This window comes from Sphingomonas silueang, from assembly GCF_040049155.1.
Classification (GTDB): Bacteria; Pseudomonadota; Alphaproteobacteria; order Sphingomonadales; family Sphingomonadaceae; genus Sphingomonas; species Sphingomonas silueang.
The window spans coordinates 1-17,811 of record NZ_JBDZDK010000018.1; the positions used below are offsets into that span (position 1 = coordinate 1).

The following is a 17,811-nucleotide window of genomic DNA, read 5'->3' on the forward strand; positions in this document are numbered from 1 at the left end:
TGCAAGCTCAAGGAGTTCAAGCGCATCGCCATGCGAGCCTGCAAAACCGACCGCAGCTTCGAAGCCATGATCCACCTCGTCGGCGCCGTCATCAACTCACGATGAATCCCCACAGACCCTAGGCAGCCCCGCCCGCGCGCCACCCACGATACCAGTTCACGAACGCCGCCACGCCCGTCGCGACCGGCGTCTCCGGCACATGGCCGGTCAGCGCGCGCAGCAGCGATGCGTCGGCCCAGGTCCGGCGCACGTCACCCGGCTGCATCGGCATCAGATTGATGTCGGCCTGCACGCCCAGCGCCGTCTCCAGCGTGCGGACATAGTCGAGCAGCGGCACCGGCTGCCCGCCCGCGATGTTGACGATGCGGAACGGGGCGACCGGCGACAGCGTGTCGATCACGCCGTCGGCCAAGACCCGATTGTCTTCGCCGGGCACCACCGCCGCCAGCCGCACGATCGATTCGACCAGATCGTCGACATAGGTGAAGTCGCGCGCCATCTGCCCGTCGCCGTAGACGTCGATCGCCCGGCCCGACAGCATCGCATCGGCGAATTTGAACAGCGCCATGTCCGGGCGGCCCCACGGGCCATAGACGGTGAAGAAACGGAACGCCGTCGTCGGCACGCCGAAGAGATGGGCATAGCTGTGCGCCATCCCCTCCATCCCCTTCTTGGTGGCGGCATAGAGGCTCATCGGCGAATCGGCCTGCTGATGCTCGGCGAACGGCATCGCCGCGTTCGCGCCATAGACCGAGGAGGTGGATGCCAGCAGCAGATGGCGGGGCCGCACCTGCCGCGCATATTCCAGCACCGCCCACGATCCGGTCAGGTTGCTGTCGACATAGGTGCGCGGCGCTTGGATCGAATAGCGCACCCCCGCCTGCGCGGCGAGATGGACGATGATCTCCGGCGCCGAGTCGCCGCATGCCCGCGCCAGTGCGCCGTCGTCCTCCAGCCGCCCGACGACATGGGTATAGCCGGGCAGCGCCGCCAACCGCGCGACCCGCGCGCGTTTGAGCGCGGGGTCGTAGTAATCGGTCATCGCATCGAACCCCGTCACCCGGTGCCCGTCGGCCAGCAGCCGGTGCGACAGGTGATAGCCGATGAACCCGGCCGATCCGGTGACGAGGATATGGCTCATGCCGTAGCGCCGGGCCGCCCGATGCTGGTGTAGCGGAAGCCCGCACGCGCCGCCTCATCGGCACGGTACACGTTGCGCAGGTCGACCAGCACCGGTTCAGCCATCGCCGCCTTCAGCCGGGCGAGGTCGAGCGCGCGGAACTGGTTCCATTCGGTCACCAGCACCACCGCTGCCGCGCCCTCGGCGGTGGCATAGGCATCGTCGACATAGGCGATGTCGCCCAGCACGGCTCGCGCCGCGTCCATCCCTTCCGGATCATAGGCGCGCACGATCGCGCCCGCATCGGTCAGCGCCTGCACGATCGCGATCGACGGCGCGTCGCGCATGTCGTCGGTGTTGGGCTTGAAGGTCAGGCCGAGCAGCCCGATCGTCTTGCCGCGCACGTCGCCCCCGACCGCGGCGATGATCTTGCGCGCCATCGCCCGCTTGCGATTGTCGTTGACCGCCACGGTCGTCTCGATCAGCCGCACCGGCGATTCGTGGTCCTGCGCGGTCTTGACCAGCGCCAGCGTGTCCTTGGGGAAGCACGATCCGCCATAGCCCGGCCCGGCATGGAGGAACTTCGACCCGATCCGCCCATCGAGGCCGATGCCGCGCGACACGTCCTGCACGTTCGCGCCGACCTTCTCGCACAGGTCGGCGATCTCGTTGATGAAGGTGATCTTCATCGCGAGGAACGCATTGGCGGCATATTTGATCAGCTCGCTGGTCCGGCGCGACGTGAACAGCAGCGGCGACTGGTTGAGGAACAGCGGGCGATACACCTCGGTCATCGGGCCGCGCGCGCGCTCGTCCTCGATGCCGACGACGATGCGGTCGGGGCGCTTGAAGTCCTCGATCGCCGCGCCTTCGCGCAGGAATTCGGGGTTGGAGGCGACGGCGAAGTCGGCATCCGGGTTCACCTCGCGGATGATGCGCTCCACCTCGTCGCCGGTGCCGACCGGCACGGTCGATTTGGTGACGACGACGGTGAAGCCGTTCAGCGCCGCACCGATCTCGCGCGCGGCGGCGTGGACGTAGCTGAGGTCGGCATGGCCGTCGCCCCGGCGGCTGGGGGTGCCGACACCGATGAACACCACATCGGCGGCCGCGACCGGCCCGGCCAGATCGGTGGTGAACGACAGGCGGCCCGCCGCGACATTGGTCGCCACCAGATGCTCGAGGCCGGGCTCGTAGATCGGGATGCCGCCTGCCTTCAGCTTGTCGATCTTGGCGGCGTCCTTGTCGACGCAGACCACGTCATGGCCGAAATCGGCGAAGCACGCGCCCGACACCAGGCCGACATAGCCCGACCCGATCATCACAATCTTCATACAGCACCCATCAAGGCCGGACGGCGACGCCACCGTGCCGACCGTCCGGCGGTGGTCGACGCCCACCGGCTACAACCTCGCGCGGGCAGATCAAGCCATTCTTTCCGTGTCCGTGCGGGACAATGGACCCACCGGCCCGCTTGCCGCGCCGGTGCAAGCGAGTAGAACGACGCAATTGGGGGCCGAGTACCAATAATGAACGATAATCGGAGCCGGACAGCGGCCGTATCGGGGACGGGGATGACAAGGCGCAGGCCGCCGCACCGGGTGGCGCGCATGCGCTTCTCGCTGCTGCTGATGACGCTCGACATGGTGGCGATCGTGCTCGCCTTCGCGCTGGCGGGCTGGGCGGTGCCGAACGCGCCGCCGGAGCGGGCGACGATCGTGATCGTCACGCTGCTGCCGCTCTACCTGCTGGCCGCGTTCGGCACCCACAGCTATGACATCGACCTGCTCGACCGTCCGGCGACGGCGCTCGCCCGCGCGATGAAGGCGTTCGTGTTCGCGGCGGGGGCGGTGCTGTTCGTCGCCTTCTATCTGCGGGCCAGCGCCGAATTCTCGCGCGCGCTGTTCATCACCGGGTCGATCGGTGCGGCGTTGCTGATCCTGATCGCGCGGATCGCGTGCATCCGGGCGGCCCCCGCGATCCTCGGCGGGGAGCCGTTCTACACCATCCTGATCGCGCAGGACCCGGCAATGCCGCTGGGCGCGGCGTTCAGCCGGGTGATCCCGGCCGACCGGTTCCACCCCGAACACCATGATCCGGCGATGTACGACCGGCTGGCGGTATCGCTGCATGGCGCGGACCGGGTGGTGGTGTGCTGCGCGGCGGCGCAACGCGAGGCGTGGGTGCATTTCCTGCAAGGGGCCAATGTCCGTGCCGAGCTGTTCGTGCCCGAACTCGATTCGCTGGGGGCACTCGGCGTCGGACGGGTCGCGGGGGGGACGACGCTGGTCGTCGCCGAAGGGCCGCTGAACCTGCCCGACCGGATCGCCAAGCGACTGTTCGACGTGCTGCTCGCCGGGCCGGTGCTGCTGTTCCTCGCGCCGATGATGGCGCTGGTGGCGCTGGCGATCAAGCTCGACAGTCCGGGGCCGGTGTTCTTCGTCCAGACCCGCATCGGGCGCGGCAACCGCATGTTCCGGATGCTGAAGTTCCGCAGCATGCACAGCGCGCTGAACGATTCGGCGGGCACCGACTCCACCCGGCGCGGCGACGCGCGGGTGACGCGCATCGGCCAGTGGATCCGGTCGACCAGCATCGACGAACTGCCGCAGCTGATGAACGTGCTGGCGGGCACGATGAGCATCGTCGGGCCGCGCCCGCATGCGCTCGGCTCCCGCGCGGAGAACCAGCTGTTCTGGGAGATCGACGGGCGCTACTGGCATCGCCATTCGGTGAAGCCGGGCCTGACCGGGCTGGCGCAGGTGCGCGGCTATCGCGGGGCGACCAATCACCGCAGCGACCTGCTCAACCGGCTGCAATCCGATCTGGAATATCTGAACGGCTGGACGATCTGGCGCGACGTGGTGATCCTGTTCCGGACCTTCGGCGTGGTGGTGCACCACAACGCCTTCTGATCCGGGGGAGCCTGCTGCCGGTGCCTGCCTTGCTCTTCGCCGTTCGGGTCGGGCGCGGTCCAGACATCATGCGCCGTGCGTGCGGCATGTCCTGAGCCCGATCGGCATTCCGTTCGCCGGAGCAGGAAAACCGATCCGCTTTCCTGTCGTCACTCCCGCGCAGGCGGGAGTCCATATGCGCCAACGTCGCGGATCCGGTCAAAACGTCAGCGGTTATGGATTCCCGCCTGCGCGGGAATGACGAGAATCCATGCGTATCGATGAAGGTCGATCGGTCCTGAACTGCATTCGGGACGAACGGGATCGCCGCTTGTGCGACGCGCAAAAAAATAGCGGCCCGAAGGCCGCTATTTCCTCATCCGGCCGAAGCCGAGACGATCTTAGTTGCTGTCCGCGTCGTCGTCGCTGTCGGCGACAACCACGATGCCGACGACCACGGCGGCCGCAGCGAGCAGCGCGACGATGATGCCGCCGCCAGCCAGCTCGTTCTTGCCGGCGGTGGTGCCCGCGGCGCGAGCCGACTTGGCGACCGACAGGCTCGACGCGACGTTGGCCGGAGCCGCAACGGCCGGAGCAACCGCCATCGAAGCGGCGGCGGCGGCGAGGACGATCTTACCAAAACCCATAATCTACTCCCTTCACGCTCAATTTGCCGCTCCCTCCCACAAAAGTATGTGATTGGCAAGCGGTACGATCACAGCCGGAAACCTTCGTCCCCGATTGTTGCCGACAGGTCGCAGTTACCTGTGGAAGTCAGCCTATAGCATCGAAACATGACTTTCCACAGACAGTCCGCAGAAATCTGCCGCGATGCACAACGATCAGACGCTCTGAACGATCCACCGGTCGCATCGCTCGAGGCCCAGCGCCGTCAGGACACCGCTGCGATAGGCGCCGGTGTCGATGCCGATCCGATTCGACCGGAACTCGGGTTCCTCGGTGACGGTATGGCCGTGGACCATCATCTTGTCGTGCGGGCGAGGGTGGTCGAGGAACGGGTTGCGCATCCAGCGCAGGTCGCCGGGGCGCTGCCGCTCCAGCGGGATGTTCGGGCGGATGCCCGCATGGACGAACGCATAATCGCCCGCGACGACGTAATTTTCGGTGCTCTCGAGGAAACGGCGATGCGATTCGGGCACCGCCGCGACCATCAGCGCATGCAGCTCGTCGAAATCGGCGCGTTCATAGTCGGTTTCGCTCACGCCGTAGCTGAGGATCGTCTCGCGCCCGCCGATCCGCGCGAACAGGCGCAACGCCTCGCGATCGCCCTCCAGCGCGGCGAGCATCACCTCCTCGTGATTGCCCATCAGGAAGCGCGCCTCGACGCCGGGGATCGCCAGCGTGCGGCAGCGTTCGACCACGCCCGCCGAATCGGGGCCGCGATCGATCAGGTCGCCGAGGAACACGATGGTCCGCGCCGCCGCGCCGCGTCCGGCGTCGTCCGCCTCGATCCTCTCGAGCAGCCGGTCCAGTTCCGCCCGCATCCCGTGCACGTCGCCGATGGCATAGAGGCGCTGACCGTCCGGCAGGGCGGCGGGCGGGGTCGCCGGTTGGGATTGACCGAAAAGACGCTTGAACATGCAGTGCCCGGCTAATGGAAACGACGCACGCAGATAGGTATGGTCAAGACACAGGGCAATGGTGCGGTTCGTTGACGTCCCGTTCGTTTTCCGGTGCACTATCGGCGACGGCGCGATATGGGCGGTTCCATCAGCAGCCAGGATAGCAACAACATGACCATCCAGCGTGTCCGCAAGGCAGTGTTTCCCGTCGCGGGTCTCGGCACCCGCTTCCTGCCCGCCACCAAGTCGATGCCCAAGGAGATGCTGACGGTCGTCGACAAGCCGTTGATCCAATATGCGGTCGAGGAAGCGCTGGAGGCGGGGATCGAGCAGATCATCTTCGTCACCGGTCGCGGCAAGGGCGCGCTGGAGGATTATTTCGACGTCTCGTTCGAGCTGGAAGCGACGATGAAGGCGCGCGGCAAGTCGATGGCGATCCTCGACGGCATCCGCCAGAAGCCCGGCTCGCCGGTCTATGTCCGCCAGCAGGAGCCGCTGGGCCTTGGCCATGCGGTATGGTGCGCGCGCGAGATCGTCGGCAACGAGCCGTTCGCGGTGCTGCTGCCTGACGAGCTGATGGTCGGCGGGTTCCTCCGGCAGATGGTCGAGGCGTATGACAAGGTCGGCGGCAACGTCATCGGCGCGCTGGAAGTGCCCGACAGCGAGACCGACAAATACGGCATCATCTCGCCGGGCAAGGTGGACGGCAAGCTGACCGAAGTCACCGCGCTGGTCGAGAAGCCCAAGGGCAAGGCGCCGTCCAACCTGATGATTCCGGGCCGCTACATCCTCCAGCCCGAGGTGATGGCGATCCTCGACGCACAGGAGCCGGGTGCTGGCGGCGAGATCCAGCTGACCGACGCGATGGCCAAGCTGATCGGCACGCAGCCATTCCACGGCTTCACCTTCGACGGCAAGCGCTACGACTGCGGCGACAAGGCAGGCTGGGTCCAGGCGAACATCGCGCTGGCGCTGGCGCGTGCCGACATCGGCCCCGCCGTGCGCGCCTTCGCCGAAGAGGCGCTCGCGGCGAAGTAACGTTCGATCCGCTCACGCGGATGCGGCACCGGGCCGCTCCCCCTCCCGGCCACCCACGCAAGTATCCTGATGGGTGGCCGGGCGGGGGGGCGTGCCGGTGCCGCAAAACGCGCCCTCGGCACGTTTTCAAACGGACTCTCAGGCGAGGACCAGCCGATCCTCGCCGAGCGTCGCCAGCAGTTCGATCATGCCGCCGCCGGTCGCGCCGATCGAGTCGGCGGCGATGCCCGCCAGCGCGAGGCCGGTCTGGCAGGCGATCACCGCGACGCCGCTCTCCGCCGCGGTGCCGCGCAGATCGGGCAGGGTGGGCAGCCCGGCGGGCACCGCGCCGCCCGTGCCCGCGAATGCCGCCACCGCGCGCTCGTGCAGATACAGCCGCGTCCGAGCGCCCAGCGCCGCCGCCGCGCAGGCCATCGTCAATGCCGCGCGCAGCCGGTCTTCGTCCGCTGCGGCGACGACGACCGTCAGCCCGCGCATCGGCAGCCGGGGTCTTTCGGCAGCGCGAGCGTGCGGAAGCGGAAGCCGAGCAGGTCGGCGATCAGCACCCGCCCCGCCGGGTCGTCGCCGAAGCCGACGATCGCGCGCATCGCCTCCAGCGCGGCCATGCTGCCCATCACCCCGGTCAGCGCGCCGAGCACGCCCTGGTCGGCGCAGCTCGTATCGGCGCGCGCCGGATCGTCGCCGACGAAGCAGCGGTAGCAGGGACGCCCCGGCTCCCAGGCGCGGAACACGCCCAGCTGCCCCTCGAACCGCCCGACCGCCGCCGACACCAGCGGCACCCGCGCCGCCAGCGCCGCATCGGCGACGGCCAGCCGCGTGGCGAAATTGTCGCAACCGTCGACCACCACATCGGCGCCGGTCAGCAGGGCCGGGGCATTGGCGGCGTCGATCCGCGCGGCGACCGGCTCGACGCGGACGAACGGGTTGATCCGCGCCAGCGCATCCGCCGCCGCCGCGACCTTCGCCCGGCCGATATCGCCTTCGCCGAACAGCGTCTGGCGTTGCAGGTTGCTGGCATCGACCGTGTCGTCGTCGATCACCACCAGCGTGCCGACCCCGCCCGCCGCCAGATACTGCAACACCGGCGACCCGATCCCGCCCGCGCCGATCACCACCACCCGCGCCGCCTTCAGCGCCGCCTGTCCCGCACCGCCCACCTCGTGCAGCACGAGGTGGCGGGCATAGCGATCGAGTTCGGCGTCGGTGAAGTTCATGCCGCCCGGAAGCTCACGCCGCCCAGTCGAACATCAGCGAGGCGCGGTACCAGCCGCCCTCGCTGACCAGCCGGGGGATCAGGTTGCCGCGCGCGAAGCTGACCACCAGCCCGGCGGCATATTGCTCGACGGTCGGGCAGTTCATCGCGCGCGGGATGGTCGCGCGGACCATGCCGTCGCCGCCGATCAGCACCGCGACATCGACCTGCACCTGCACCTGCCCGCCGACCGGCACGGGCAGGGGGCAGGCGGCGCGGTGCATCTCCGCCGCGACGAAGCCGGTCATCCCGCCGGTCACGTGCGGCGTGCGGCGATAGGGGAGCGGCGGCAGCGCGTCCCAGTCGATCGGGCGGGCGGGGGCCGTCACCGGCTGCGGATCGGGCGGCGGGGGTGCTGCGCCCGGCTGCGCCGCCGCCAGCAGGGCGAACGCGATCATCGTCCGGTCGACCCGAACCCGCCGCTCCCGCGCGGCGTATCGTCGAGCGTGTCGATCTCGATCACCGCCGCGCGGGTGACGGCGGCGGGGACCAGCTGCGCGATGCGTTCGCCGCGCACCACGGTAAAGGGTTCCTGCCCCAGATTGGCGAGGATCACCTTCACCTCGCCGCGATAGTCGCTGTCGATCGTGCCCGGCGTGTTGAGGCAGGTGATGCCGTGCTTCAGCGCAAGGCCCGAGCGCGGGCGCACCTGCACCTCATAGCCCTCCGGAATCGCCATTGCGAAGCCGGTCGCCACCGCATGGCGCGCGCCGGGCGGCAGTTCGACCGTCTCCGCCGCCACTACGTCCATCCCCGCCGCCCCGGCGGTCGCGTATACGGGCAGCGGCAGGTCCTGCCCATGCGGCAGGCGTTTCAGGTGCAAAGCGATCATGGGTTCACCATCGCATTCTGGGCAGGCGCATTCCGGGGAACGGGCGAGGCGATGCGCCGCACCGCCTCGATCAGGTCGCCGTCGCCGAGCAGGTCGTGCCCACGCCCCGGCAGCACGCGGTAATCGGTCGCGATCCCGCGCAGCGCCAGCGCCTCGGCATAGGCGCGCGAGAAGCGCTGCGGCGTCTCGGCATCCTCGGCCCCGACCAGCACCGCGACCTTGGTCGCAGGCGCGATGCCGCCGACGGTCAGCAACGGATCGAAGCTCGTCACCGGTACGCGGAACCCCTGGCCGCCGTGCCGCGCGCGATATCGGCGCCATTCGGGCAGCATGCACGGGCATCCCGCCAGCACCACCCCGTCGACAAGGCCCGGCCGCAGCCCGGCGAGCAGCGCCGCCATCGCCGCGCCGCCCGACTGGCCGATCAGTACGGTGCGGGCATGGGGATAGCGCGCACGCCACGCGGCGATGGTGTCGGCCACCGCGTCCAGCCGGTCGCGGGTCCAGGCGTCGCCGGTCGTGCCGCCGCGAACGCCGGGCGCGCTGTTGCCCGCGCCGTCGGCATAGCCCGGGCGCAGCAGCGCCACCGCGCGGGTGCCGGGAATCGCCGCGGCGATCGCCTGCGTCGCCTCGGCAAAGGCCGCCGGGACCACGGTGTCGCCGTCGCCGTGCAGGACCAGCGCCAGCGTCTTCACCTCGCGCGTGCCGTCCGGTCCGAACGCCTGCGCGCCCGGCGCCGGGGCATGCGCCATCCTGCCCCCGCCACAGGCGGCGAGCAGCGCGAGGGGGAGGAGGCTAGGCCAGCGCATCGGCGATCCGATCGGCCAGTTGCCCGGCGACCACGGCCTTGGGCGCATCGGCCCATGTCTCCACGCCCGCGGCGGTGACGATGTGCACCTGGTTGCGCTCGCCGCCCATCACCTCGCCCGACACGTCGTTGGCGACGATCCAGTCGGCGTTCTTGGCGGTCCGCTTGGCGGCGGCATGGCCGAGCACGTCGTCGGTCTCGGCCGCGAAGCCGACCAGCAGCCGCGGGCGGCGCGGCGACCGGCCCAGCATCGCGAGGATGTCCGGATTGGGCTGGAGCGTCAGCGCAGGCGCGCCGTCGCCCTTCTTGAGTTTGGACGGGGCCGCCTCGACATGCCAGTCGGCGACCGCCGCGACCATCACCGCCGCATCGGCGGGCAGCGCCTGCGCCACGGCATTGGCCATGTCGCGCGCCGTCTCCACGTCGATCCGGTCGACCCCGGGGGGGGTGGGCAGCGCGACCGGCCCGGCGATGAGGCTGACCCGCGCCCCGCGCGCGGCACAGGCGGCGGCGATCGCGAACCCCTGTTTCCCCGACGAGCGGTTGGCGAGATAGCGCACCGGGTCGATCGGTTCGTGCGTCGGCCCCGCCGTCACCAGCACATGCCGCCCGGCGAGCGTCTGCGCGGGCGCGCGATACCCCTCGATCGCGGCGAGGATCGCGTCGCCTTCGGGCAGGCGGCCGGGGCCGTATTCGCCGCACGCCATCGGCCCTTCGTCGGGCTCCATCACCGTCACGCCCCGCGCGCGCAGCGTCGCGACATTGGCGACCGTCGCGGCATGCTGCCACATCCGCACGTTCATCGCGGGCACCGCCAGCACCGGCTTGTCGGTCGCGAGCAGCAGCGTGGTGGCGAGGTCGTTGGCAAGGCCCCCCGCCATTCGCGCCAGCAGGTCGGCGGTGGCGGGCGCGACGACCACCAGATCGGCCTGGCGGCTGAGCTGGATATGGCCCATCTCCGCCTCGTCCTTCAGATCCCACAGGCTGGTATGGACCGGCGCTTCGCTGAGCGCCGCCAGCGTCATCGGCGTCACGAACTGCGCGCCGCCGTCGGTCAGCACGCAGCGCACGCCATGTCCCGCGCGGCGGAGGCCACGGATCAGCTCGCACGCCTTGTACGCCGCGATGCCGCCGCCGACGATCAGCAATATGCGTGTCATCGAACGATCCTCTGCACCCTTATCCGCCGCCTGTCGAGCAGCCGGGCGCGCAGGTCGCGCAACCCGTCCGGCAGAAACGCCAGCCCGACGAGGAAGGCGGGGGCGGCGGCAAGCACCCAGTAGAAATTGTCCGCCCGCGCCAAGGCCGCCACCGCCAGCGCATAGCCGCCGAAGGTCAGCGCGGCGCGCAGCCCCGTGCCGCCCGGCGCCGCCGCCCAGCCGGTCAGCGCCAGCATCGCTACCGGCGCGCCCAGCCACCACGGCAGCAGCGTCAGCACCGTCGACTTCGCCATCGCATCGGCGAACAGCCCCGGCCCGTGCAGCCCGCTCCACCCCGGCGATACCGCGTCGAGCGGCCCCGCCGCCATCTCCGCCGCCCGCGCATGGAGCGACAGGATCGCGACGAACACCAGCAGCACCGCGCCCCAGCCGAGCGATTCGCGCCGCCGCCGCTCGATCAGCGCCGCCGCCAGCATCGCCAGCGCGTGCAGCGCCGCCGTCTCGCGGATCAGCATCGCCGACAGGGTGATCGCCGCCGCCTCGATCCAGCGCGACTCGCTGCGCAGTGCGATCGACCATGCGATCAGCAGCCCGGCCCAGATTTCGTGAAATCCGACCAGCCCCGGCTGGACGAAGGCGACCATGCCCCCGGCGAGCAGGAACAGCGCGACCCAGCGCGCAGGCCTGCCCACGAACCAGGCGTTGATCCGCGCGCGCCATGCGATCGCCACGCCCGCGGCGACTCCGGCCAGCAGCGCGAGCATCGCGACGGCGGGCAGCGTAGCCTGCACCACCGCCAGCGTCGGCAGGCGGAAGGTGAGGAAGGGCTTGAGCGGATAGCCCCCGGCGCGCAGCGCCTGTGCCGCGACCGAATAATAATCGCCGCCGCTGCGGATGCCGCCGACGATCGCGGCATAGAGGCCAAGGTCGGTCTGCCCCGTCACCGGTGCCGCCGCCTCGCCCCCGCCCGGCACGATCCATGCGGAGAGCAGCAGCACCAGCGCCGCCACTGCGACGGCCAGCGCGGCGCGCGGCGGCAGCGCGGCGAACCGGCTCGGACCCGCCAGCCACAGCGGCTGCGCCCGGCGGCTCATCCCAGCAGCGCGACCAGCCCGGCGCCCAGCACCCCGCTCGCCAGCGCGACGACGGCATAGCGCCAGCCGCCCTGCCGCTCGACCACCACTTCGCGAAGCGGCGGGGCGGGGGGCGCGCCGCCGGGCGAGGGATAGCGCGCCTCGATGTTGCGGATCAGCTCGGGCAGGCGGGCGAAGGTCCGGAGGTCGGTGACGATCCGGTCGGCGACCATCGCCTCCGGCCCCAGCTCGTCGCGAATCCAGCCGCGCACGAACGGCGCCGCGGTCTCCCACAGGTTGATGTCGGGATCGAGCGCGGTCGCCACCCCCTCCACCATCACCATCGTCTTTTGCAGCAGCAGCAGGTGCGGCTGGGTCTGCATGTCGAAGTCGCGGGTGATGTTGAACAGCGAATCGAGCATCATGCCGACCGACATGTCCTTGACCGCCAGCCCCCGCATCGGCTCGCCGACCGCCCGCAGCGCCGTCGCGAACTCGGCGACGTTATGGTGCGCCGGGACATAGCCCGCCTCGAAATGAATCTCCGCGACCCGGCGATAATCGCCGGTGATGAGGCCGTAGAGGATTTCCGCCAGCCACACCCGCGCCCGCCGGTCGATCCGGCCCATGATGCCGAAGTCGATCGCCGCGATCCGCCCGTCGGGCAGCGCGAACAGATTGCCCTGGTGCATGTCGGCGTGGAAGAATCCGTCGGCGATCGCCTGCCGCAGGAAGGCGCGGACCAGCCGCGTCGCCATCGCGTGCAGGTCGTGCCCCGCCGCGATCAGCGCGCCGCGATCCGACAGCTTGATCCCGTCGATCCATTGCGTGGTCAGGATGCGCGAGGTGGTCCGCTGCCAGTCGATCGCGGGCACGGTGAAGTCGGGCTCGGCCTCCATCCCCTCGGCCAGTTCCGACGCCGACGCCGCCTCGCGCCTGAGGTCCAGCTCGCGCGCGGTCCAGCGCTTCATCGTCTCGATGACGAGGCGCGGGCGCAGCCGCTGCAACTCGCCGCCCATCGTCTCCAGCTTGGCGGCGGCCCATTCATAGGTCTCGATCGCGTCGAAGAACTGCGCCTCGACGCCGGGGCGCAGCACCTTGACCGCCACCTTGCGCCCGTCGGTGGTGACCGCGCGGTGGACCTGCGCGATCGAGGCCGCGCCGACCGGCGTCTCCTCGATCGAGGCGAATTTCGATTCGATCGTGGCGCCCAGCCCCGCCTCGATCGCCGGACGGATCACCTCCCACGGCAGCGGCGGCAGCCGGTCCTGCAGGCTCAGCAGGTCCTGCGCCACATCCTCGCCGACCAGGTCGGGGCGGGTGGCGAGCGTCTGTCCCAGCTTGATCGCCGCCGGGCCCAGCGCGGCGAACGCCTCGGCATAGCGCGGCACCTTCGGCACGCGCGCGCCGAGCCGGGCGAGGCGCACGACGCGCCGCAGCCGCGCCGGGCTGCGCGGATTGCGCTCCAGTTCGACCAGCGCGCCGTGGCGGGCAAGCGTGCGCCCCCATTTCAGGATGCGCCAGTAATGGGTGAGGGCGGCGGTCATGCGAATCTTTGTTCTGGACCCCGGCCTGCGCCGGGATTTGATGCCTGCGGCATCAAATCTTCCACCCGCTGTGGATCGCGACCAGCCCGCCCATGATCGGCTCGACCCGCGTCCGCACGAAGCCCGCATCGGCGATCATGCGCTCGAACGTCGGCATGTCGGGGAAACGGCGGATCGATTCGATCAGATAGCGATAGCTGTCCTCGTCGTTCGCCAGCAGCTTGCCGAGCTTCGGAACCAGCCTGTGCGAATAGGCGTCGTACACATCGGCGAACCCCGGCCACACGACCGTCGAGAATTCGAGGCAGAAGAACCGCCCGCCGCGCTTCAGCACCCGGTGCGCCTCGCGCAATGCCCTGGGGATGTCGGTCACGTTGCGGATGCCGAACGCGATCGTATAGGCATCGAAGCTCCGGTCGTCGAAGCCCAGCACCTCGGCATTCTGTTCGGACCAGACGAGGCCGTCGATCCCGCGCTTTTCCGCGCGTTCCATGCCGACCGCCAGCATCGCCGGGTTGATGTCGGCGACCGTGATCGCCGCCCCCGATTTCGCCATGCGGAACGCGATGTCGCCGGTGCCGCCCGCCATGTCGAGGATGGTGTCGCCGAACTGCGGCTTCACCCGCGCGACGAACCGGTCCTTCCACAGCCGGTGCATGCCGCCCGACATCGCATCGTTCATCAGGTCGTAGCGCGACGCGACGCTGGCGAACACGTCGCCGACCCGGCGGGTCTTCTCGGCGGGGGCCACCTGTTCGTAGCCGAAGGATACCGTTTCGTTCATGGGGATCAGCCCTAGCCGCGCCTTGTGGCGGGAGCAAACCGAACCTAGCTGTTTGTGCGTCTTGTGAGGCGGTACCGGCCCGCTCCCCCACGGGTCCCAGCAAAGTAGTACTTTGCTGGGCTGCCCCCGCCCGACCACCCACGCCAGTATGTTGATGGGTGGTCGGGTGGGGGAGCGGGCCGGTACCGCTTCCGCGTCAGCGGAACCGAACCATGCCCGAACTGCCCGAAGTCGAAACCACCGTGCGCGGCCTGACGCCGGTCCTGTCGGGGCAGCGCCTGACCCGCATCGTCGCGAATCGCGCCGACCTGCGCCGCGCCTTTCCCCGCGACCTCGGCCAGCGGCTGACCGGGGCGACCGTCACCGCCCTGTCGCGGCGCGCCAAATACGGGCTGATCGCGACCGATCGCGGCGATACCCTGGTCTTCCACCTCGGCATGTCGGGCCGCTGGCGGGTCGATCCGACCGATCGGCTGGTGCACGACCATCTCGAGATCACGACCGGGGCGGGGCGACAGGTGGTGCTGAACGACCCGCGCCGATTCGGCTCGATCGACCTCCTGCCCACCGCCGACGTGCCCGTATGGCCGCCCTTCGCCGCGCTCGGCCCCGAACCGCTCGGGCCGGACTTCACCGCCGATCATCTGGCGGCGCGATTCGCCGGGCGGATCGCCCCCGTTAAACTGCTGCTGCTCGACCAGCGAATCGTCGCGGGACTCGGCAACATCTATGTGTGCGAGGCGCTGAACATCGCAGGCATCCCCCCGACCCGCCCCGCCGGGCAGATCGCGCCTGCCCGGCTCGCCGCGCTGGTCGATGCGGTGCGCGCGGTGCTGCTCTCCGCGATCGAGGCGGGCGGATCGAGCTTACGCGACTATGCGCGTCCCGATGGCGAACTTGGCTATTTCTCCAAGCAATTCCGTGTCTACGGCCGCGAGGGCGAGGCGTGCCCGTGCGGCGGCACCGTCGAGCGGCGGGTGGACGGCGGGCGCTCCACCTTCTGGTGCGCCGCCTGCCAGCGATAGTTGACCGCCGGGCACCAAAAGTGTATCGGCGCACCTTCTCCGGTCGGGGTGTGCCCGATCGAACCCTATTCATTCGAGAGATATCGAGGACGGCATGGCGAATACGCCACAGGCGAAGAAGCGTATCCGGCGCAATGCGCGTCGCGCGGAAATCAACGGGGCGCGCATCGGCCGCATCCGTACCTTCGTGAAGAAGGTCGAGGCAGCGATCGTCGCCGGCGACCGCGAAGCCGCCACCAGCGCGCTCGCCAGCGTCCAGCCGGAACTGGCCCGCGGCGTCGCCAAGGGCGTGCTGCACAAGAATACCGCGTCGCGCAAGTTCTCGCGCCTGACGAAGGCGGTCGGCGCGCTCGCCTGACCCCTGCCAGACGTTGCAAGACGGCGTTCACCCCGCCGGCCACCCAGGCCGGCGGGGTTTTTCGCGTGTCCGTTCGGCAGGATGATTAACCCCTCGAAAAGGTCTTTGGAACGTCTCGGCAACATCGCCGAAGTTCCCCGAAACGGCCCCGAATCAGCCTCCCGTGAAATGGCTGATTTCTGCGGATTCGTTTGATTCTCTGTCGCAACGTTTCGATAAGACACTGATATATAACGATAAAAAATAAATCTGACGGGTTTCTGCGCCGCAGTGCGTGTCAACCGGCTTTATTTCCGTTTCGTGACTTGATCCCCGTCCGCTCCCATTCCTAAACAGCACTCCCGCCGCGGTGATTCCGCCGCGGGACCCGCGCGGGCTTCGCGTGCGGTCGTCCGACGGGCGATCGATTGGGGGTATTTTTAAACGACGGTTTCTGGGGCCGAAGGAGTGCGCTTCTTCGGGCGGGAGAGGTGTGTTCGGTGACGGTTGCGGTGGATCACGCTCGGGTGGAGGTGGCGGCGGCATGGGCCCGCGTGCGCCAGACCCTGCGCGCGTCCGCCGGACAGCGGCTGTTCGACCGCTGGCTGAAACCGATCGAACTGGTCGACGATGCGGACGGCGACGTCATCCGCCTGACGCTGCCGTCGGCGTTCATGACCGACTGGGTGCGCAACCATTATGCCGAACGGCTGACGCACGCCTTCCGCGCCGAACTGCCGCATGTGCGCGAGGTGCTGGTCGAGACCGCACGCCCGCTCCAGTCGCGAATCGTGCCCGCCGCCGCGATCGGCGATTCGGACGAGGATGTCCCGGCCCCCGCGCCCCGCATCGCGGGCGAGCGCTTCGCCTTCGACCCGCGCTACCGCTTCGACACCTTCGTCGTCGCGCCGTCGAACCGCGTCGCGTTCAACGCGGCGAAGGCGCTGGCGCAGCCGGGCACGCCGCGCTTCAGCCCGCTGTTTCTCCACAGCGGCACGGGCCTCGGCAAGACGCATCTGATGCACGCGATCGGCCATGCCTTCCTCGAATCCGACCCGGCGGCGAGCGCGATCTACCTGCCCGCCGAACGCTTCATGTTCGAGTTCGTCGCGGCGATGCGCGCGCGCGACACGCACAGCTTCAAGGCGCGGCTGCGCGGCGTCGACCTGCTGCTGATCGACGATCTCCAGTTCGTCGCGGGCAAGGACGCGACGCAGGAGGAATGCCTCCACACGATCAACGCCTTCATGGACGCGGGCAAGCGGGTGGTGATCGCCTGCGACCGTTCGCCCGCGCTGCTCGACGGGATCGACCCGCGGCTGGTGTCGCGGCTGGGCGGCGGGCTGGTCGCCGATATCAAGGCCCCCGAAGACGAGCTGCGCCACGCGATCCTCGCCGCGAAGCTCGCCGATTCGCCGGGCGTCACGGTGCCCGAGGACGTGCTCGAACTGCTGGCGCTGCGCATCCGCGGCAGCGTGCGCGAGCTGGAGGGCGCGCTCAACCGCCTGCTCGCCTATGCGCAGCTGACCGGCGAGACGATCGACATGCCCTTCGCCCATGCGACGCTGGGCGAGATGCTGGCGGGCCCGGCGCGCCGCGTGACGATCGACGATATCCAGCGCGCGGTATCGGCGCATTTCGAGGTGAAGCAGCTCGACCTGATCTCCGCACGCCGGGCGCAGGCGATCGCGCGGCCCCGGCAGGTGGCGATGTATCTCGCCAAGAAGCTCACCACCCGCTCGCTGCCCGAGATCGGCCGCAAGTTCGGCAACCGCGACCATTCGACCGTGATCCACGCCGTCCGCCGCATCGAGGGCCTGCGCGGCACCGACCGCGAGATCGACAGCGCGGTGCGCACCCTGCTGCGCGCGCTGGAGGCCTGACCCCCCTCTTCGTCCTTCCGGCGCAGGCCGAACCAGACGACCCCCACCTTCGTCATTCCGGCGAAGGCCGGAATCCATACACGCCGACGATTCGGATCGATCGATGCCGGTCGTTGCCCGGCGGCGTCGGGAAAAAGGAAGAAGGTTGGTTCGCGCGGAGGCGCGGAGGCGCGGAGGGGGTGCGGCTGATGCGACGTCCCCCGCGCCAGCGGTCTCACCCCGGCGGCAACCGCAGGTACGAACGTCTCCCGATCGCGAAGGGGGTGGCAGCGAACGCAACCCCTCCGCGCCTCCGCGCCTCCGCGCGAACCAACCTTCATCTGTCGCGCCATTGCCGTCCTTCCGGCGAAGGCCGGAATCCATACACGCCGAAGATTCGGATCGATCGATGCCGGGCGTTGCCCGGCGGCGTTGAGAGAAGGAAGGAAGGTTGGTTCGCGCGGAGGCGCGGAGACGCGGAGGGGGTGCGGCTGAC

At 69.7% G+C, this 17,811-nt stretch carries 18 protein-coding genes; 5 read left to right on the plus strand and 13 right to left on the minus strand.

Annotated features, from left to right (window positions below):
• Window positions 1-118: 118 nt before the first annotated feature.
• Both ABLE43_RS15415 and ABLE43_RS15420 read right to left on the minus strand, forming a co-directional pair.
• Window positions 119-1,141, minus strand: coding sequence for an NAD-dependent epimerase/dehydratase family protein (locus ABLE43_RS15415; RefSeq protein WP_348979267.1), 1,023 nt, complete (start codon window positions 1,139-1,141; stop codon window positions 119-121).
• Window positions 1,138-2,454 carry a UDP-glucose dehydrogenase family protein gene (locus ABLE43_RS15420; protein ID WP_348979268.1) on the minus strand — a complete coding sequence of 439 codons (1,317 nt, stop codon included), beginning with the start codon at window positions 2,452-2,454 and terminating at the stop codon, window positions 1,138-1,140. Before ABLE43_RS15420 ends, ABLE43_RS15415 begins: the two co-directional genes overlap by 4 nt.
• 240 nt (window positions 2,455-2,694) lie before the next feature.
• Here ABLE43_RS15420 and ABLE43_RS15425 point away from each other — a divergent pair, with 240 nt between their 5' ends.
• Window positions 2,695-4,035 carry an exopolysaccharide biosynthesis polyprenyl glycosylphosphotransferase gene (locus ABLE43_RS15425; RefSeq protein ID WP_348979269.1) on the plus strand — a complete coding sequence of 447 codons (1,341 nt, stop codon included), beginning with the start codon at window positions 2,695-2,697 and terminating at the stop codon, window positions 4,033-4,035.
• Window positions 4,036-4,415: 380 nt separating this feature from the next.
• On the opposite strand, the gene ABLE43_RS15430 is transcribed toward ABLE43_RS15425, so the two are convergent.
• Together ABLE43_RS15430 and ABLE43_RS15435 are read right to left on the minus strand one after the other, a co-directional pair.
• Window positions 4,416-4,661, minus strand: coding sequence for a hypothetical protein (locus tag ABLE43_RS15430; RefSeq protein WP_348979270.1), 246 nt, complete (start codon window positions 4,659-4,661; stop codon window positions 4,416-4,418).
• 195 nt (window positions 4,662-4,856) lie between these two features.
• Window positions 4,857-5,615 (minus strand): metallophosphoesterase family protein, encoded by a 759-nt coding sequence (locus tag ABLE43_RS15435; RefSeq protein WP_348979271.1) that lies wholly within the window; start codon window positions 5,613-5,615, stop codon window positions 4,857-4,859.
• Between the two features lie 153 nt (window positions 5,616-5,768).
• On the opposite strand from ABLE43_RS15435, the gene galU reads away from it, so the two are divergent.
• Window positions 5,769-6,635 carry a UTP--glucose-1-phosphate uridylyltransferase GalU gene (gene galU, locus ABLE43_RS15440; RefSeq protein ID WP_348979272.1) on the plus strand — a complete coding sequence of 289 codons (867 nt, stop codon included), beginning with the start codon at window positions 5,769-5,771 and terminating at the stop codon, window positions 6,633-6,635.
• A 138-nt stretch (window positions 6,636-6,773) separates the two neighbouring features.
• Here the strand turns inward: galU and ABLE43_RS15445 are convergent, their stop codons facing one another.
• Genes ABLE43_RS15445 through ABLE43_RS15485 form a run of 9 tightly spaced genes read right to left on the minus strand, consistent with a single transcriptional unit; the run spans window position 6,774 to window position 14,091 of the window.
• Complete coding sequence (locus tag ABLE43_RS15445) at window positions 6,774-7,112, minus strand: DsrE family protein (RefSeq protein ID WP_348979273.1); 339 nt, start codon at window positions 7,110-7,112, stop codon at window positions 6,774-6,776.
• On the minus strand, window positions 7,100-7,849 hold the full coding sequence (locus tag ABLE43_RS15450) for a HesA/MoeB/ThiF family protein (RefSeq protein WP_348979274.1): 750 nt from the start codon (window positions 7,847-7,849) through the stop codon (window positions 7,100-7,102). Before ABLE43_RS15450 ends, ABLE43_RS15445 begins: the two co-directional genes overlap by 13 nt.
• Window positions 7,850-7,862: 13 nt before the next feature.
• Window positions 7,863-8,285 carry a hypothetical protein gene (locus tag ABLE43_RS15455; protein WP_348979275.1) on the minus strand — a complete coding sequence of 141 codons (423 nt, stop codon included), beginning with the start codon at window positions 8,283-8,285 and terminating at the stop codon, window positions 7,863-7,865.
• A complete protein-coding gene (gene dut, locus ABLE43_RS15460; RefSeq protein WP_348979276.1) occupies window positions 8,282-8,719 on the minus strand; it encodes a dUTP diphosphatase in 438 nt (145 codons plus the stop codon). The genes ABLE43_RS15455 and dut overlap by 4 nt, the downstream gene beginning before the upstream one ends.
• Window positions 8,716-9,528 (minus strand): alpha/beta hydrolase family protein, encoded by an 813-nt coding sequence (locus ABLE43_RS15465; protein WP_348979277.1) that lies wholly within the window; start codon window positions 9,526-9,528, stop codon window positions 8,716-8,718. Before ABLE43_RS15465 ends, dut begins: the two co-directional genes overlap by 4 nt.
• Window positions 9,515-10,687 (minus strand): bifunctional phosphopantothenoylcysteine decarboxylase/phosphopantothenate--cysteine ligase CoaBC, encoded by a 1,173-nt coding sequence (coaBC, locus tag ABLE43_RS15470; RefSeq protein ID WP_348979278.1) that lies wholly within the window; start codon window positions 10,685-10,687, stop codon window positions 9,515-9,517. The genes ABLE43_RS15465 and coaBC overlap by 14 nt, the downstream gene beginning before the upstream one ends.
• A complete protein-coding gene (locus ABLE43_RS15475) occupies window positions 10,684-11,781 on the minus strand; it encodes a hypothetical protein (protein WP_348979279.1) in 1,098 nt (365 codons plus the stop codon). Before ABLE43_RS15475 ends, coaBC begins: the two co-directional genes overlap by 4 nt.
• Complete coding sequence (ubiB, locus tag ABLE43_RS15480) at window positions 11,778-13,307, minus strand: 2-polyprenylphenol 6-hydroxylase (RefSeq protein WP_348979280.1); 1,530 nt, start codon at window positions 13,305-13,307, stop codon at window positions 11,778-11,780. Before ubiB ends, ABLE43_RS15475 begins: the two co-directional genes overlap by 4 nt.
• A gap of 52 nt (window positions 13,308-13,359) precedes the next feature.
• On the minus strand, window positions 13,360-14,091 hold the full coding sequence (locus tag ABLE43_RS15485; protein ID WP_348979281.1) for a class I SAM-dependent methyltransferase: 732 nt from the start codon (window positions 14,089-14,091) through the stop codon (window positions 13,360-13,362).
• Window positions 14,092-14,303: 212 nt separating this feature from the next.
• Between ABLE43_RS15485 and mutM the strand changes: the two genes are divergently transcribed.
• The 3 genes from mutM (at window position 14,304) to dnaA (ending at window position 17,336) form a co-directional block, all read left to right on the plus strand.
• Window positions 14,304-15,116 (plus strand): bifunctional DNA-formamidopyrimidine glycosylase/DNA-(apurinic or apyrimidinic site) lyase, encoded by an 813-nt coding sequence (gene mutM / locus ABLE43_RS15490; RefSeq protein ID WP_348979282.1) that lies wholly within the window; start codon window positions 14,304-14,306, stop codon window positions 15,114-15,116.
• 94 nt (window positions 15,117-15,210) lie between these two features.
• Window positions 15,211-15,474, plus strand: a complete 264-nt coding sequence (gene rpsT / locus ABLE43_RS15495; protein WP_348979283.1) for a 30S ribosomal protein S20 — start codon at window positions 15,211-15,213, stop codon at window positions 15,472-15,474.
• Between the two features lie 479 nt (window positions 15,475-15,953).
• Window positions 15,954-17,336 carry a chromosomal replication initiator protein DnaA gene (dnaA, locus tag ABLE43_RS15500; protein ID WP_348979284.1) on the plus strand — a complete coding sequence of 461 codons (1,383 nt, stop codon included), beginning with the start codon at window positions 15,954-15,956 and terminating at the stop codon, window positions 17,334-17,336.
• Window positions 17,337-17,811: the final 475 nt, after the last annotated feature.